17 protein-coding genes are annotated in these 13,734 nt (G+C 74.3%); 4 read left to right on the top strand and 13 right to left on the bottom strand.

Annotated features, from left to right (window positions below):
* Positions 1-38: 38 nt before the first annotated feature.
* Genes ADEH_RS21555 through kdsB form a run of 4 tightly spaced genes read right to left on the bottom strand, consistent with a single transcriptional unit; the run spans position 39 to position 3,774 of the window.
* Positions 39-533 (bottom strand): KdsC family phosphatase, encoded by a 495-nt coding sequence (locus ADEH_RS21555; RefSeq protein ID WP_011423218.1) that lies wholly within the window; start codon positions 531-533, stop codon positions 39-41.
* The gene (kdsA, locus tag ADEH_RS21560) at positions 530-1,360 is read right to left on the bottom strand and encodes a 3-deoxy-8-phosphooctulonate synthase (protein WP_011423219.1); all 831 of its coding nucleotides are present in this window, start codon (positions 1,358-1,360) and stop codon (positions 530-532) included. The genes ADEH_RS21555 and kdsA overlap by 4 nt, the downstream gene beginning before the upstream one ends.
* A gap of 3 nt (positions 1,361-1,363) precedes the next feature.
* Positions 1,364-3,031: a CTP synthase gene (locus ADEH_RS21565; protein WP_011423220.1), complete on the bottom strand. Its 1,668-nt coding sequence runs from the start codon at positions 3,029-3,031 to the stop codon at positions 1,364-1,366.
* Between the two features lie 14 nt (positions 3,032-3,045).
* Positions 3,046-3,774 (bottom strand): 3-deoxy-manno-octulosonate cytidylyltransferase, encoded by a 729-nt coding sequence (gene kdsB / locus ADEH_RS21570; protein WP_011423221.1) that lies wholly within the window; start codon positions 3,772-3,774, stop codon positions 3,046-3,048.
* A 150-nt stretch (positions 3,775-3,924) separates the two neighbouring features.
* Between kdsB and wecB the strand changes: the two genes are divergently transcribed.
* From wecB to ADEH_RS21585, 3 genes are read left to right on the top strand one after another with little or no spacing between them, the layout of a single operon-like run.
* Positions 3,925-5,025, top strand: coding sequence for a non-hydrolyzing UDP-N-acetylglucosamine 2-epimerase (gene wecB, locus ADEH_RS21575; RefSeq protein ID WP_011423222.1), 1,101 nt, complete (start codon positions 3,925-3,927; stop codon positions 5,023-5,025).
* A gap of 39 nt (positions 5,026-5,064) precedes the next feature.
* Positions 5,065-6,036 carry an RluA family pseudouridine synthase gene (locus tag ADEH_RS21580; RefSeq protein WP_041453758.1) on the top strand — a complete coding sequence of 324 codons (972 nt, stop codon included), beginning with the start codon at positions 5,065-5,067 and terminating at the stop codon, positions 6,034-6,036.
* Positions 6,033-6,389 (top strand): hypothetical protein, encoded by a 357-nt coding sequence (locus ADEH_RS21585; protein ID WP_011423224.1) that lies wholly within the window; start codon positions 6,033-6,035, stop codon positions 6,387-6,389. Before ADEH_RS21580 ends, ADEH_RS21585 begins: the two co-directional genes overlap by 4 nt.
* Here ADEH_RS21585 and ADEH_RS21590 read toward each other — a convergent pair.
* The 4 genes from ADEH_RS21590 to rplU form a co-directional block, all read right to left on the bottom strand.
* On the bottom strand, positions 6,386-7,063 hold the full coding sequence (locus ADEH_RS21590; protein WP_011423225.1) for a TrmH family RNA methyltransferase: 678 nt from the start codon (positions 7,061-7,063) through the stop codon (positions 6,386-6,388). The genes ADEH_RS21585 and ADEH_RS21590 overlap by 4 nt on opposite strands.
* A complete protein-coding gene (gene obgE, locus ADEH_RS21595) occupies positions 7,060-8,124 on the bottom strand; it encodes a GTPase ObgE (RefSeq protein WP_011423226.1) in 1,065 nt (354 codons plus the stop codon). The genes ADEH_RS21590 and obgE overlap by 4 nt, the downstream gene beginning before the upstream one ends.
* A 93-nt stretch (positions 8,125-8,217) precedes the next feature.
* On the bottom strand, positions 8,218-8,475 hold the full coding sequence (gene rpmA / locus ADEH_RS21600) for a 50S ribosomal protein L27 (RefSeq protein WP_011423227.1): 258 nt from the start codon (positions 8,473-8,475) through the stop codon (positions 8,218-8,220).
* Between the two features lie 24 nt (positions 8,476-8,499).
* Complete coding sequence (rplU, locus tag ADEH_RS21605) at positions 8,500-8,805, bottom strand: 50S ribosomal protein L21 (protein WP_011423228.1); 306 nt, start codon at positions 8,803-8,805, stop codon at positions 8,500-8,502.
* Between the two features lie 222 nt (positions 8,806-9,027).
* Between rplU and ADEH_RS21610 the strand changes: the two genes are divergently transcribed.
* Positions 9,028-9,459 carry a hypothetical protein gene (locus ADEH_RS21610; protein WP_041453759.1) on the top strand — a complete coding sequence of 144 codons (432 nt, stop codon included), beginning with the start codon at positions 9,028-9,030 and terminating at the stop codon, positions 9,457-9,459.
* 78 nt (positions 9,460-9,537) lie between these two features.
* Here ADEH_RS21610 and ADEH_RS21615 read toward each other — a convergent pair whose 3' ends face one another.
* The 5 genes from ADEH_RS21615 to gatB form a co-directional block, all read right to left on the bottom strand.
* Complete coding sequence (locus ADEH_RS21615; protein WP_011423230.1) at positions 9,538-10,002, bottom strand: YkvA family protein; 465 nt, start codon at positions 10,000-10,002, stop codon at positions 9,538-9,540.
* Between the two features lie 61 nt (positions 10,003-10,063).
* Positions 10,064-10,981 carry a potassium transporter gene (locus ADEH_RS21620; RefSeq protein ID WP_011423231.1) on the bottom strand — a complete coding sequence of 306 codons (918 nt, stop codon included), beginning with the start codon at positions 10,979-10,981 and terminating at the stop codon, positions 10,064-10,066.
* Between the two features lie 64 nt (positions 10,982-11,045).
* Entirely contained in the window at positions 11,046-12,065 is a 1,020-nt protein-coding gene (gene mtnA, locus ADEH_RS21625) for an S-methyl-5-thioribose-1-phosphate isomerase (RefSeq protein WP_011423232.1), read from the bottom strand.
* Positions 12,062-12,277, bottom strand: coding sequence for a hypothetical protein (locus ADEH_RS21630; RefSeq protein ID WP_041453760.1), 216 nt, complete (start codon positions 12,275-12,277; stop codon positions 12,062-12,064). The genes mtnA and ADEH_RS21630 overlap by 4 nt, the downstream gene beginning before the upstream one ends.
* 2 nt (positions 12,278-12,279) lie before the next feature.
* Positions 12,280-13,734 (bottom strand): Asp-tRNA(Asn)/Glu-tRNA(Gln) amidotransferase subunit GatB, encoded by a 1,455-nt coding sequence (gene gatB, locus ADEH_RS21635; protein ID WP_011423233.1) that lies wholly within the window; start codon positions 13,732-13,734, stop codon positions 12,280-12,282.

A 13,734-nucleotide genomic window follows, 5' to 3' on the forward strand; every position in this document is an offset into this window, starting at 1 on the left:
TCGTCAGCCCCGCGCGGCCTCGGCCCTGGAGGTCGCGCCTACAGCCCGCGGGCGCGGAGCAGCAGGTCGCACAGCTCGCGCACCGCGCCGCGGCCGCCCGGCGCGGCGGTGACGAGGTGCGCGACCGCCTTCGCCTCGGGCCGCGCGTCGGCGGGGCAGGCGGCGAGGCCCACCTTCGCGAGCAGCGGCACGTCGTTCACGTCGTCGCCCATGTACGCCACCTCGGCGTCGGGGACGCCGAGGTGCGCCAGGCGCGCGTAGCCGGCCAGCTTGTCGCGCTCTCCGAACACCAGGTGCTGGAAGCGCAGCTCGCGCAGGCGCGCCTCCGAGGCCTTGCCCGGCCGGCCGGAGACGACGCCGAACGGCACGTGCTCGCGCAGGAGCACGATGCCGTGGCCGTCCTTCACGTCGAACACCTTCAGCGCCTCGCCGTCCGGGCCGTAGTAGAGCCGGCCGTCGGTGAGCACGCCGTCCACGTCCAGCAGCACCAGCCGGACGCGCGCGGCGCGGGCGAGGAGCTCGGCCTCGGTCACGGCTGCCCCAGCGCGCGCCGGACGGCCAGCACCTCGCGGAGCACGCGGTCGGCGGTGGGGAAGTCGAGCGAGTTGGGCCCGTCGGACTTCGCCACCGCCGGGTCCTCGTGGATCTCCATGAACAGCGCGTCGATGCCGACGGCGGCGGCCGCGCGCGCCAGCGGCGCCACGAACTGCCGGTCGCCGGCGGTGGTGTCGCCGCCCGAGCCCGGCATCTGCACGCTGTGGGTGGCGTCCATGCACACCGGGACGCCCAGCTCGCGCATCTGCACCAGCGCGCGCATGTCCACCACCAGGTTGCCGTAGCCGAAGGTGGCGCCGCGCTCGGTGAGGAACACGTTCTCGTTGCCGCCCTCGCGGCACTTGGCGATCGCGTGGCGCATCTCGCGCGGCGCGAGGAACTGCCCCTTCTTCACGTTCACGGCGCGCCCGTGGCGCGCGCAGGCGATGACGAGGTCGGTCTGCCGGCACAGGAACGCGGGCACCTGCAGCACGTCCACCACCCGCCCGGCCGGCTCGGCCTGCCAGGTCTCGTGCACGTCGGTGAGGCACGGCAGCCCGGTCTCGCGCTTCACCGCCTGGAACGCGGCCAGCCCCGCCTCCAGGCCGGGGCCGCGGTAGCTCTTGCCGGAGGAGCGGTTCGCCTTGTCGAAGCTGGCCTTGAACACCACCGGCACGCCGTGCTGCGCGGCGAGCTCCTTCACGCGGCGGGCGTGGCGGAGGCCGTGCGCCTCGTCCTCCATGACGCACGGCCCGGCGATGAGCAGGAGCGGCTGCCCGTCGCCCACGAGGTGCCCGCCCACGCGGGCCAGGATCGGCTGGGACATCGGCTATCCGTTCTTCCCGACCGGGAGCTTCTTCACCTCGGCCGAGGGCTGGCGCTGCTGCGCGTCGCGGTGCTCGAGGGCGGCCTTCACGAAGCCCGCGAACAGCGGGTGCGGCGCGAAGGGCTTGGAGCGGAACTCGGGGTGGAACTGGCAGCCCACGAAGTGCTGGCCGGGCAGCTCGATCATCTCCACCAGGCCGAGGTCGGGGTTCACGCCCGAGAACACCATCCCGGCCGCCTCGAACTGGGCCCGGTAGTCGTTGTTGAACTCGAAGCGGTGGCGGTGGCGCTCGTGCACCAGGTCGGCGCCGTACAGCGCCCGGGCCTTGGTGCCCTCCTTCAAGGCGCAGGGGTACGCGCCCAGGCGCATGGTCCCGCCCTTGTCGGTCACGCCCTTCTGCCCCTCCATCAGCGTGACCACCGGGTGCGGCGTCTGCTCGTCGAACTCGAGCGAGTTCGCGCCGGCGAGCCCGAGCACGTTGCGCGCCATCTCGATGACGGCCATCTGCAGGCCGAGGCAGATGCCGAAGAACGGCACCTTGTGCTCGCGGGCGTACTTCACGCCCAGGATCTTCCCCTCGGTCCCGCGGATGCCGAAGCCGCCCGGCACCAGGATCGCGTCCACCTTGTCGAGGTCGGAGAGGTCGCCCTCCTCCAGCTTGGTCGAGTCGATGAACGCCAGCTTCACCCGCGCGTCGTTGGCGATGCCGCCGTGGACCAGCGCCTCGTTGAGGCTCTTGTAGCTCTCGTGCAGCTCCACGTACTTGCCGACGATGCCGATCCGCACCTCGCCGCGGCGCGGGTTCTTCACCTTGTCCACGATGGTCTCCCAGCGCTCGAGGCGCGGGGCGCGGCTCCAGATGTTGAACAGCTCGGCCAGCTTGTCGTCGAGCCCCTCGCGGTGGAGCGAGAGCGGGACCTCGTAGATCGACGGGACGTCGAGGGCGGTGAACACCGCCGAGGGGTCCACGTTGCAGAACAGCGCGATCTTGTCCTTCATGTCGCGCGGGATCTCGCGGTCCGAGCGGCACAGCAGCAGGTCGGGCTGGATGCCGATCTCGCGCAGCTCCTTGACGCTGTGCTGGGTGGGCTTGGTCTTCAGCTCGCCGGCCGCGGCGATGAACGGCACCAGCGTGAGGTGGGCGTAGACCGCGTTCTCCTCGCCCACGTCGTACTTCATCTGCCGGATCGCCTCGAGGAACGGCAGCGACTCGATGTCGCCGACGGTGCCGCCCACCTCGACGATGAGGATGTCCGCGCCCCCGGCGGCCTCGCGGATCACCGCCTTGATCTCGTCGGTGATGTGCGGGATCACCTGCACGGTCTTGCCCAGGTACTCGCCCCGGCGCTCGCGCTGGATGACGTTCTGGTAGATGCGGCCGGTGGTGTAGTTGTTCCGCCGGGTCATCTTGGCGCTGGTGAAGCGCTCGTAGTGCCCGAGGTCGAGGTCGGTCTCGGCGCCGTCGTCGGTGACGAACACCTCGCCGTGCTGGAACGGGCTCATCGTGCCCGGGTCCACGTTGATGTACGGGTCGAGCTTGAGGTGCTGGACCTCCAGCCCGCGGTTCTCGAGCAGCGCGCCGATCGACGCCGCCGAGAGCCCCTTGCCGAGCGAGCTCACCACGCCGCCGGTGACGAACAGGTACTTCGTCTTCTTTCCCCGCTTGACCATGTGCTCTCCCCGGATCACGCCCCCGCGGCCAGGAGCGCCCGCGCGCGCTCCAGGTCGTCGGGCGTGTCGATCCCGAAACCCCGGTAGCCGGTGTCGGCCACGCGGATGTCGTACCCGTGCTCCAGCGCCCGCAGCTGCTCGAGCGCCTCCTCGCCCTCGAGCCTGCCCGGCGCGAGCGCGGTGAACGTCTCGAGGAACTCGGCGGTGAACGCGTAGATGCCCACGTGGGCGCGGGCCAGCGGGCTCTCGCCGCCGGCGCGCCGGTGCGGGATGGGCGCGCGCGAGAAGTACAGCGCGTCGCCGCTCGCCCGGGTCACCACCTTGACGACCTGGGTCCGCTCCAGCTCGCCCTCGGCGAGCGGGCGGGCGAGCGTCGCCATCCGGGCGCCGCCGGCCATCGCGCCGATGACCGCCTCGATGGCCTCCGGCTCGATGAGCGGCTCGTCGCCCTGCAGGTTCACCACGATCTCCGGCCGCGGCGCGAGCTTGCGCGCGGCCTCCGCCACCCGGTCCGTGCCCGTCGCGGCCGGCCCGGTCAGGATGGCCTCGCCCCCTGCGGCGCGGACGGCGCGCACGATCCGGTCGTCGTCGGTGGCCACGGCCACGACGTCCACCCCGCGCGCGCGCTGCGCGCGCTCGACCACATGGGCGATGAGGGGCTTGCCTGCCAGATCGGCGAGGGGCTTTCCCGGGAAGCGCGTGGCGCCGTACCGGGCCGGGATGATGACTGCGACGTGTCTCAAACCGGGACTGCAAAGTACGCGGGGGGATCCCCCGAGTCAACGGCAGGTTTCGAGGCCTCTGAATTCATTCGGAACGGCCCCCGGGCCGCGCGTCGGGCCGGTGCGCTCGCGGGTCATTTCGGGCGAACGCCGGGCCGCCTAGCTTTCGACATGGCCCTCGTGCTCCACGTGGTCGGCGCCCGCCCCAACTTCATGAAGGTCGCCCCGCTCATGGCGGCGCTGTCCCGGCGGGGCGCGGCGCAGCGCCTCGTCCACACCGGCCAGCACTTCGACGAGCGGATGAGCGGCGTGTTCTTCGCCGAGCTCGGGCTGCCCCGCCCCGACCTCGACCTGGGGGTCGGCTCCGGCACGCACGGCGAGCAGACGGGCCGGGTGATGATCGCGTTCGAGCGGGCGCTGCTCGAGGCGGCGCCGCGGCCGGACCTGGTGGTCGTGCCCGGCGACGTGAACTCGACGGTGGCGGCCGCGCTGGTGGCGGCGAAGCTCGGGATCCCGGTGGCGCACCTCGAGGCGGGCCTGCGCAGCTTCGACCGGACCATGCCGGAGGAGCTGAACCGGGTGGTCACCGACCACCTCTCCGACCTGCTGCTCACCCCGAGCCCCGACGCCGACGAGAACCTCGCGCGCGAGGGCGTCCCCGCGGCGCGCGTGGCCCGGGTCGGCAACCTCATGATCGACACGCTCCGCGAGCACCTGCCGCGCGCCCGCGCGCTCTCGACCTGGCGCGGGCTGGGCCTCGCCGAGGGCGGGTACGCGGTGCTCACGCTCCACCGGCCCTCCAACGTGGACGATCCCGCCGCGCTCGGGCGGCTGCTCGGCGCGCTGGCGGAGGTCGCGCGCGCGCTGCCGGTGGTCTTCCCGGTCCACCCGCGCACCCGCGCCCGCCTCGCCGACCCGGCGCTGGCCGGCGCCGCCGCCGCGCTCCGCCTGGTCGAGCCGCTCGGCTACCTCGAGTTCCTCTCGCTCACGAGCGCCGCGCGCCTGGTGCTCACCGACTCCGGCGGCCTGCAGGAGGAGTCCACCGCGCTCGGCGTCCCCTGCCTCACGCTGCGCGAGAACACCGAGCGCCCGATCACCGTCGCCGAGGGCACGAACCACGTGGTGGGCACCGACCCCGGGCGCATCGTGGCGGAGGCCCGCCGCGCGCTCGACGCGGGCCCGGGACGCGGCCGCATCCCGGCGCTCTGGGACGGCCGGGCGGGGGAGCGGGCCGCGGACGCGGTGCTCGCGTTCCTGGCGGCGCGGGCCTGACCGGGCCTCGCGGGGACGGGGGCGCGGCGGCGGCCGCCGGTGTATGGTGCGCCGGTGACGCAGCAGGTCCGGGTCCGCTTCACGGTCGAGCCGAACTACGCCGGGTGGCGCCTCGATCGCTACCTGCAGGAGAAGATCCGCCGGCTGTCGCGCGAGCGGGTGCAGCGGCTCATCGCGCAGCGCCTCGAGACGGACGACGGCCGCCGGCTGAAGCCGTCCACCCGCGTCGCGCCGGGCCTCTCCTTCGCGCTCCTCAAGGACGCCGAGGCCGAGCCGGACACGCCCCAGGAGTTCGGGGTGGTGCACGACGACGGCGCGCTGCTGGTGGTGGACAAGCCGGCCGGGCTGCCGGTCCACCCCACCGCGCGCTACGCGGCGAACACGTTCACCTCGCTCGCGAAGCTCCGCTACCCCGACCGCAAGGTCGATCCGGCGCACCGGCTCGATCGCGAGACCTCCGGCCTGCTCGCCTGCGGGACCGCGCCCGAGGTGACGAAGGTCCTGAAGCGCGACTTCGCGCACGCCCGCGTGCACAAGACCTACCTCGCGCTCGCGCTGGGCGCGCCGGCGGAGGACGCGTTCACGGTGGACGCGCCGCTCGCGCTCACCGGCGCGTCCGCCGTGCGGGTGCGGATGCACGTGGCCGCGGAGGGGCTGCCCTCGCAGACCGCGTTCGAGGTGCTGGCCCGGCGCCGGGCGCCGGACGGGGCGCCGGTGGCGCTGCTCGCCTGCCGCCCGCGCACCGGGCGCCAGCACCAGATCCGCGCGCACCTCGCGCACGCCGGGCTGCCCATGGTGGGCGACAAGATCTACGGGCCGGACGAGGAGATCTTCGACCGGTTCACCCGCCGTGCGATGACCGACGCGGACCTCGCGCTGCTCCGGCTGCCGCGCCACGCGCTGCACGCCTGGCGGCTCGAGCTGCCGCACCCGCTCACCCGCGCGCCGGTCCGGCTGGAGGCGCCGCTCCCGCCGGACCTGGCCGCGTTCTGGGAGGGCTGCGCGCCGTGAACGCGTACGACTTCGCCGGCCTCGTGGGCGGGCTCACCGGCGCGTGGATGGCGATCGGGGCCGGGCTCGTCGGGATCGCGGCCGGGCTGCGGCTCGCGGCGGTCCGGGGCCGGCCGGGGAAGGGCCGGGTGTCGCGCGGCGCGCTCGCGTTCTCGCTGGTGATGGGGATCGCCGGGCTGGCGCTGTTCGCGGCCGCGGAGCGCGCCCCGTTCCGCCGCGCGCTCGACCACGCCGCGCCCTGGGTGCTGGGCGCCGCCGCGCTGGTGGGCGCCGTCGCGGGGTGGCGCGCCGCGCAGAAGCGCCCCGCGCCGCTCTCACCGGACGCACCACCCGGGCCGCCGGCGCAGCGCTAGCGGCGCGTGCGCGCGTGCCGCGCGATCCGGTCGCGGACCGCCTCGGCCTTCGCGATGCGGCTGCGCTGCTTCACCGCCAGCAGGTAGAAGCGCTCCCGCAGCACCTGCGCCTCGTCGTCGGGCAGGTCCCCGTGCCGGCCGCGCTCGACCTCGCGCCGCTCCACCGCGTGGGCGAGCGAGATGGCCGCCGCCACCGAGACGTTCAGCGACTGGACGAAGCCGCGCATGGGGATCGCGTAGCAGGCGTCGGCGACCGCCAGCGCCTCCTCCGAGACGCCGCGCTGCTCGTTCCCGAACACGAGCGCCACCTTGCCGGCGAAGGAGAGCCCGGCCATCGGCGTGGAGCGCTCGCCCAGGTGCGTGGCGTAGATCGCGAACCCCTCCGAGCGGAGGTGGGCGAGGCACTCGGCGGTGGAGGACCAGCGCCGCACGTCCAGCCACTTGTCGGCGTTCTGGCTGATCTTCTTGTTGCGGTCGTAGGGCTTCATGGGCCCCTCGACGGCGTGCAGCGTCTGGATCCCGAACGCCTCGCAGGTGCGCAGCACCGCGTTCACGTTCTGCGGATCGCAGAACGCCTCCATCACCACCGTGAGCGTGCGGGTGCGGTTCGCCACCACCGCGTCGATGCGGGCCCGGCGCTCCGGGAGCACGAACGCGGGGTCGCCCAGCTTCACGCGCGCGCCCTCGGCTTCGCCAGCTTCTTGCCGCCGCCGCCGCGGTGCGGCCGCGCCTCCTTGAAGAGCGCGCGCCCGACCGCGTCGAGGAGGGCGTCCAGCCCCTCCCCGGTGACGGCCGAGACGAGGTGCACCGGCACCGGCTTCTTGCGCCGGCCCAGCAGCTTCTGCAGCTTCACGCCGGCGGCGCGCGCCTCGGGGACGTCGATCTTGGTCACCGCCACGATCTGCGGCTTCTTCGCCAGCTCGTCGGAGTAGGCGGCGAGCTCCGCGTTGATCGCGTCGAGGTCCGCCTTGGGCGCGCGGCCCGGCTCCGGGTTCGCGCCCTCCACCAGGTGGATGAGGACGCGGCAGCGCTCCACGTGGCGGAGGAACTGGTGCCCCAGGCCGGCGCCGGCGTGCGCGCCCTCGATGAGCCCGGGGATGTCGGCGACCACGAAGCTCCGCTCGCGCCAGCCGACCACGCCGAGGTTCGGCGTGAGCGTGGTGAACGGGTAGTCCGCGATCTTCGGGCGCGCGCGCGAGATGCGGCTGATGAGGGTGGACTTCCCGGCGTTCGGGTAGCCCACGATCCCCACGTCGGCGAGCAGCTTCAGCTCGAGGACGAGGTCCCGCTCCGCGCCCGGCGTGCCGTCCTCGGCGTAGCGCGGCGCCTGGTTGGTCGAGCTCGCGAAGTTCATGTTGCCGAGGCCGCCGCGGCCGCCCTTCGCGATCACGACGCGCTCGCCCGCGGTCCCCAGGTCGCAGAGCTGCTCGCCGGTGGCCGCGTCCTTCACCACCGTGCCCGGCGGGACGCGCAGGACCAGGTCCGCGCCGTCCTTGCCGTTCATGTCCGAGCCGCTGCCCTTCTCGCCGTTCCGCGCCTTGTGCTCGCGGATGTAGCGGTAGTCGAGCAGGGTGGAGAGCTGCGGATCGACCTCCAGCACCACGTCGCCGCCGTTGCCGCCGTCGCCGCCGGCCGGGCCGCCTCGCGGGATGAACTTCTCGCGACGCCACGCGACGGCGCCGTCGCCGCCGTCGCCGGCCTTCACGTGGATCTTCACCTCGTCGACGAACTTCACGAGCGACCTCGAGAAACGCGAAGCGCCGCGGACCCGAGGATCCGCGGCGCGCGCAGTGCCGTCGCCCCGAGCCGTGCCGGAGGCGAGGGGAGCTTACGCCCCGGGGAGCACCGACACCACGCGGCGGTCGCCGCGGGTCCGGCTGTACTTCACGGTGCCGTCGATGAGGGCGAACAGCGTGAAGTCCTTGCCCATGCCGACGTTCTGGCCGGGGTGGACGAGCGTGCCGACCTGGCGGACGAGGATGTTGCCCGCGACCACCTTCTCGGACCCGTAGACCTTGATCCCGCGGCGCTGGCCGGGAGAGTCGCGCCCGTTGCGCGAAGAGCCCTGTCCCTTTTTGTGAGCCATTTCCTGCTCCGTTCGCCCCGGGCCTTAGGCCCGGACCGTGGTGATGAGGACCTCGGTGTAGGGCTGACGGTGGCCCCGCTTCTTGGTCCAGCCTTCCTTCTTCTTCCGGAAGTGGATGACCTTCTTGTGCTTGCCCTGGGCGACGATCTCGCCCTCGACGGTGACGCCGGCCAGGGTCGGCTTGCCGACCTTCGCCTCGCCCTCGCCGCCGACGAGCAGCACGTCGAAGTTCACCTTCCCGCCGACGTCGCCGGCGAGCTTCTCGATCTTCACCCGGTCGCCCTGGGCGACGCGATACTGCTTCCCGCCGGTCCGAATCACCGCGTACATCGCTTCTCCTCGGAATCTGGGGAGGAAAACACGGCCGCGCGCATGGGAGCGCGACGAACCGGCCCTCCGGAAGGGCGGTCATATACGATCGCGCCGCGGCACCTGTCAAGGAATGCCGGGCGGTTGGATCGGCGCACCCGGACTGCCGCCGGAGGGGGGGCGCCGATGTGGGCACCCCTCCGCCTTGCGGCGTGCGGCCGATCGACCGATCCTCCGCGTCCTATGAACAAGCGACACCTGATCGCCCTCGCGGGCGCCCTCGCGCTCCCCTGCCTCGCGGAGGCCCAGGCCTCGGTGCAGCTTCGCCTGGACCTTCCGGTCGTCATCCCGCAGCTCGTGGTGGTCTCCCCCGGCGTGCAGGTGGTGCCCGACGTCGAGGAGGAGGTCTTCTTCGTGGACAGCTGGTACTGGGTCCGCCACGACGGCGGCTGGTACCGCGCCCGCAGCCCGCGCGGCGGCTGGGTCTACATGCAGCCGCGCTACGTGCCGGCCCGCCTCGTCCAGGTCCCGCCCGGCAAGTACAAGCGCTACCACCCGGGCAAGGGCCACGGCGCGCCCGCCCGCTACGAGGGTGGCGGCCACGGCGGCGGCCATGGCGGGCACGGCGGCGAGTACGGCCACCCCGGCAAGGGGAAGGGCCACGGCAAGCACTGACGCGCGCGCCTGACGCGTGCGGCACCGGCGGGCGGTGGGGTCGATCCCCGCCGCCCGCGCCGCGTCCGGCGCCCGCGATCAGAGCCCGAAGTGCGCCGGCGACAGCCCCTTCCACTGGCAGTACTCGCGCAGCTCGCGCTTCACGAGCCCCCAGGTCAGCGCGAGCGCCAGGACGTCGTCGGTGAAGCCGAACGGCACCAGGAAGTCGGGGACGAGGTCGATGGGCGAGACCACGTACACCACCGCCGCCGCCAGCGCGGCGACCGCCTTCCACGGGACCTTGCGGTAGGTGCCGTTCGCGTAGTCGCGGATCACCATCCAGAGCAGGCGCAGCTTGCTGCGCAGCTTCGCCGGCGCGGTCTTCGCGTACCAGGGCGGGCGCGCCAGGAAGCGCCGCGCCGACTCGGCGTGCGCGGCGGCCGTCTCCGGCGTCACGTCGCGCGCGTCGCGGGCGAGCTCGCGGGCGGCCGCGTCGCGGCAGGAGATGCAGTCGCCGTTCGTGCCCTGGGGGCGGCCGCAGGCGGGGCAGGTGCGGGGGGCCATGCCGAGGATCCTAATCCGGGGGGCGGCTCGCGGGGAGCGCCCCGGCCGCGTCGCGCCGGGCTCACCCTTCGCGGGCGCGGCGCCGCGCGCGCTCGGGGCGGCCCGCGGGCTCCGCCTCGACCACCTCGTGGAAGCGGCGGTAGTCCACCGCGCGCCGCCCGTCGGGCAGCGTGCTCACGATCGGCGCGAAGCGGGCGCCCCAGCGGATGCGCGCGGCCGCGTAGACGTGGCGGGCGTAGATGACGCGGGTGAGCGCCTCGTCGTAGCCGCTGAAGGTGACGATGATCTCCGCCTCGGCGGCGGCGAGCGCCCCGCCGTCCGCGCCGGCGAGCGGGCTCGCCGGGCCGATGGGGTGGGCCGCCGTCCAGGCGTGCGAGAACAGCGCGGTGCCGCCGCGCAGGAGCGGCAGGTCGTGCGCGCGCCGGACCGGCTCGCCCTCGTCGTCGAGCTCGTCGCGCACCAGCATCACCGAGACCTTCGCGTCCACCACGTGGCTGGTGCGCTCGTTCGCCATGCGGAACTGGAGCGCCTCGCCGCCGCGGTGCGGGCCGACGACCGCCACCTCGCTGAACAGCACCCGGGCCCGGAGCAGCGAGAACTTCGCGAGCACGATGCCCGCGCCGATCACGAGCTCCGCCCAGCGCACGAACCCCTCCGCGCCGGCCACCAGCCCGGCCGCGAGCGCGCGGGGCGCGAGCGCCGCCCGCACCTCGTCCGCCGAGGCGCCGCGCGCGAGCGCAACCAGCGCCGCCACCGCCGAGCCGCGCGCCGCCGGCCCCGCCTCGCCGAGCGCGTAGTGCGCCGCCTCGAACAGCGCCGCGGTGACGAAGTAGACGAGCGCGTACACGGCGCAGAGGCGCGCCCACGGGCCGGTGACGAGCAGGTGGTACAGGTCGGCGAGCGGGCGCCGCCGCAGGCCGATCGCGACCAGGCCGCGGGTGGCCTGACCGAACACGCGGGTGTGGGTGAGATCCGCCATGCGGCCGCGGATCCTAGACGCCGGGTGCGAGGCGCGGCTAGGCGCCGGACCGCCTACCCCGTCGCTACCGCGCGGTCGCGAGCGCGGCCAGCCCGGCCGCGTGCGGCGCGCGCACCACGCCGCGCTCGGTCACGATGGCGGTGACGAGCGCCGCCGGCGTGACGTCGAACGCCGGGTAGCGCGCCGGGACCCCGGCCGGCGCGATGCGCTGGCCGGCCAGCACGACCACCTCGTCGGAGGCGCGCTCCTCGATGGGGATGTCCGCGCCGGTGGGCGTGGCGAGGTCCACGGTGGACCACGGGGCGGCCACGTAGAACGGCAGCCGGTGGTGCGCCGCGAGGACCGCCAGCGCGTAGGTGCCGATCTTGTTCGCCACGTCGCCGTTCGCGGCGATGCGGTCGGCGCCCACCACCACGCAGCCGATCTCGCCGCGCGCCATGAGCCAGCCGGCCATGCCGTCGGTGAGCACCGTCACCGGGATGCCGTCGCGGTGCAGCTCCCAGGCGGTGAGCCGCGCGCCCTGGAGGAACGGGCGCGTCTCGTCGGCGAACACCGAGATGGCGTTCCCGGCCTCGACCGCGGCGCGCACCACGCCGAGCGCGGTGCCGTAGCCGGCGGTGGCGAGCGCGCCGGCGTTGCAGTGGGTGAGCACCCGGGCGCGGGCGGGCACGAGCGGCGCGCCGAGCGCGCCGATGCGGCGGCAGGCCGCCTCGTCCTCGTCGCGGATGGCGTGCGCCTCGGCCAGCACGTCCGAGGCCGGCGCGCCGATCCGCGCCGACATGCGCCGCACCGCCCAGGCCAGGTTCACCGCGGTGGGCCGGGCGCGGGCGAGCAGGTCCGCCGCGGCGCGCAGCCGCTCCGGGCCGGCGCCCCGCCGCGCCTCGACCGCCAGCGCGTAGGCCGCCGCCACGCCGATGGCGGGCGCGCCGCGCACGGTGAGGTCCTGGATCGCGGCCGCCACCGCCTCGGCGGTGGACAGCTCGAGCCAGCGCTCCTCCGCGGGCAGCGCCTTCTGGTCGAGCAGGCGCACCAGGTCGCGGGCGTCGTCGTACAGCACCGGCCGGAGGGGTTCACGCACCGTCATCGTTCTCCCTTGCCGAGGCCGGCGAAGAGCCGCAGCGCGAAGTACCCGGCCGCGCTCGCGGCCACGCCCGCGGCCGGCCAGCGCCCCTGCGTCGCCAGCACCCCGGCCATCACCGCCGAGCCCGCCAGCGCCAGCGAGAGGAAGAGCTTGCTCGGGCCGCCGGTCGCGCCGGCGCCCGCCGGTCCCGCACCCCACCCTGCCCAGCGCGCCACGGTCAGTCCCCCAGCTTCCTGCGCAGCAGCGCGTTCACCACCGCGGGGTTGCCCTTGCCGCGCATCTCCTTCATGACCTGCCCGACGAAGAAGCCGACGAGGTTCTTGCGGCCGCCGCGGTACTTCTCCACCTCGCCCGGGTTCGCGGCGAGCACCTTGTCCACCGCCGCCTCGATGGCGCCCTCGTCGGAGACCTGCGCCAGCCCCTTCGCCTTCACCACCGCGTCGGGCTCGGCGCCGGTGCGGAAGACCTCCTCCACCACCTGCTTCGCGCCCGGGCCGCCGATGGTGCCGGCGTCGATGAGGCGCAGCACCGCGGCGAGCCGCGCCGGCGTCAGCTTCCAGGCGGCGGGCGCCTCGCCGGTCTCGTTCGCGAGGCGGGCCAGCTCGCCGATCACCCAGTTCGCGACCTTCTTCGCCGCCTCCGGGCCGGCGCCGTACGCGGCGACCGCCGCGTCGAACCAGGCCGACACCGCCGCGTCCGCCACCAGGTTCCCGGCGTCCTGGGCGGAGAGGCCCAGGCTGCGCTGGTAGCGCTCGGCCTTCGCGCGCGGCAGCTCCGGCAGCTCGCCGCGGAGCCGCTCCACCAGCGCCGCCTCCACGATCACCGGCGGCAGGTCCGGCTCCGGGAAGTAGCGGTAGTCGTGCGCCTCCTCCTTCGAGCGCATCGAGCGGGTCTCGCCGCGGTCCGGGTCGAACAGCCGCGTCTCCTGCACCACCGGCTCGCCCGCCTCGATCAGCTCCACCTGGCGGCGGGCCTCGAACTCGATCGCCTGCTTCAGGAAGCGGAACGAGTTCATGTTCTTGATCTCGCAGCGCGTGCCCAGCTCGGAGGCGCCCTTGCGCATCACCGACACGTTCGCGTCGCAGCGGAGCGAGCCCTCCTGCATGTTCCCGTCGTTCACCCCGAGCGCCATCAGGATCGCCCGCAGCGCCTTCAGGTACTCGACCGCCTCCTCCGCGGAGCGCAGGTCCGGGCGCGAGACGATCTCGACGAGCGGCACGCCGGCGCGGTTCAGGTCCACGCCGGACGAGCCGTCGGCGGCGACGTCGTGCACGTTCTTTCCGGCGTCCTCCTCCATGTGGATCCGGACCAGCCGCGCGGTGTGGTCGCGGCCGTCGAGCGTGAACGTCACCTCGCCGCCCTCGCAGATGGGCAGCTCGTACTGCGAGATCTGGTAGCCCTTCGGGAGGTCCGGGTAGAAGTAGTTCTTCCGCGCGAACACGCTCTTCGGGCGGATCTCGCAGCCGAGCGCGAGGCCGGTCCGCACCGCCATCTCGACCACCGAGCGGTTCAGGGCCGGGAGCGCGCCGGGGAGGCCCAGGCACACCGGGCAGGTGTGCGCGTTGGGCGCGCCGCCGAACGCGGTGGAGCAGCCGCAGAAGATCTTGCTCGCGGTGAGGAGCTGCGCGTGGACCTCGAGCCCGATCACCACCTGGAAGTCGGAGATCGGCAT

The organism is Anaeromyxobacter dehalogenans 2CP-C, from assembly GCF_000013385.1.
In the GTDB taxonomy this organism is placed as follows: domain Bacteria; phylum Myxococcota; class Myxococcia; order Myxococcales; family Anaeromyxobacteraceae; genus Anaeromyxobacter; species Anaeromyxobacter dehalogenans_B.

Coding starts and splice junctions, on each gene's coding strand:
- rplU (WP_011423228.1), bottom strand. CDS start 8,805: ATGTACGCGGTGATTCGGACCGGCGGGAAGCAGTATCGCGTCGCCCAG.
- kdsA (WP_011423219.1), bottom strand. CDS start 1,360: ATGTCCCAGCCGATCCTGGCCCGCGTGGGCGGGCACCTCGTGGGCGAC.
- ADEH_RS21620 (WP_011423231.1), bottom strand. CDS start 10,981: ATGGCGGATCTCACCCACACCCGCGTGTTCGGTCAGGCCACCCGCGGC.
- wecB (WP_011423222.1), top strand. CDS start 3,925: ATGGCCCTCGTGCTCCACGTGGTCGGCGCCCGCCCCAACTTCATGAAG.
- mtnA (WP_011423232.1), bottom strand. CDS start 12,065: ATGACGGTGCGTGAACCCCTCCGGCCGGTGCTGTACGACGACGCCCGC.
- gatB (WP_011423233.1), bottom strand. CDS start 13,734: ATGCCGATCTCCGACTTCCAGGTGGTGATCGGGCTCGAGGTCCACGCG.
- ADEH_RS21615 (WP_011423230.1), bottom strand. CDS start 10,002: ATGGCCCCCCGCACCTGCCCCGCCTGCGGCCGCCCCCAGGGCACGAAC.
- rpmA (WP_011423227.1), bottom strand. CDS start 8,475: ATGGCTCACAAAAAGGGACAGGGCTCTTCGCGCAACGGGCGCGACTCT.
- ADEH_RS21610 (WP_041453759.1), top strand. CDS start 9,028: ATGAACAAGCGACACCTGATCGCCCTCGCGGGCGCCCTCGCGCTCCCC.
- ADEH_RS21565 (WP_011423220.1), bottom strand. CDS start 3,031: ATGGTCAAGCGGGGAAAGAAGACGAAGTACCTGTTCGTCACCGGCGGC.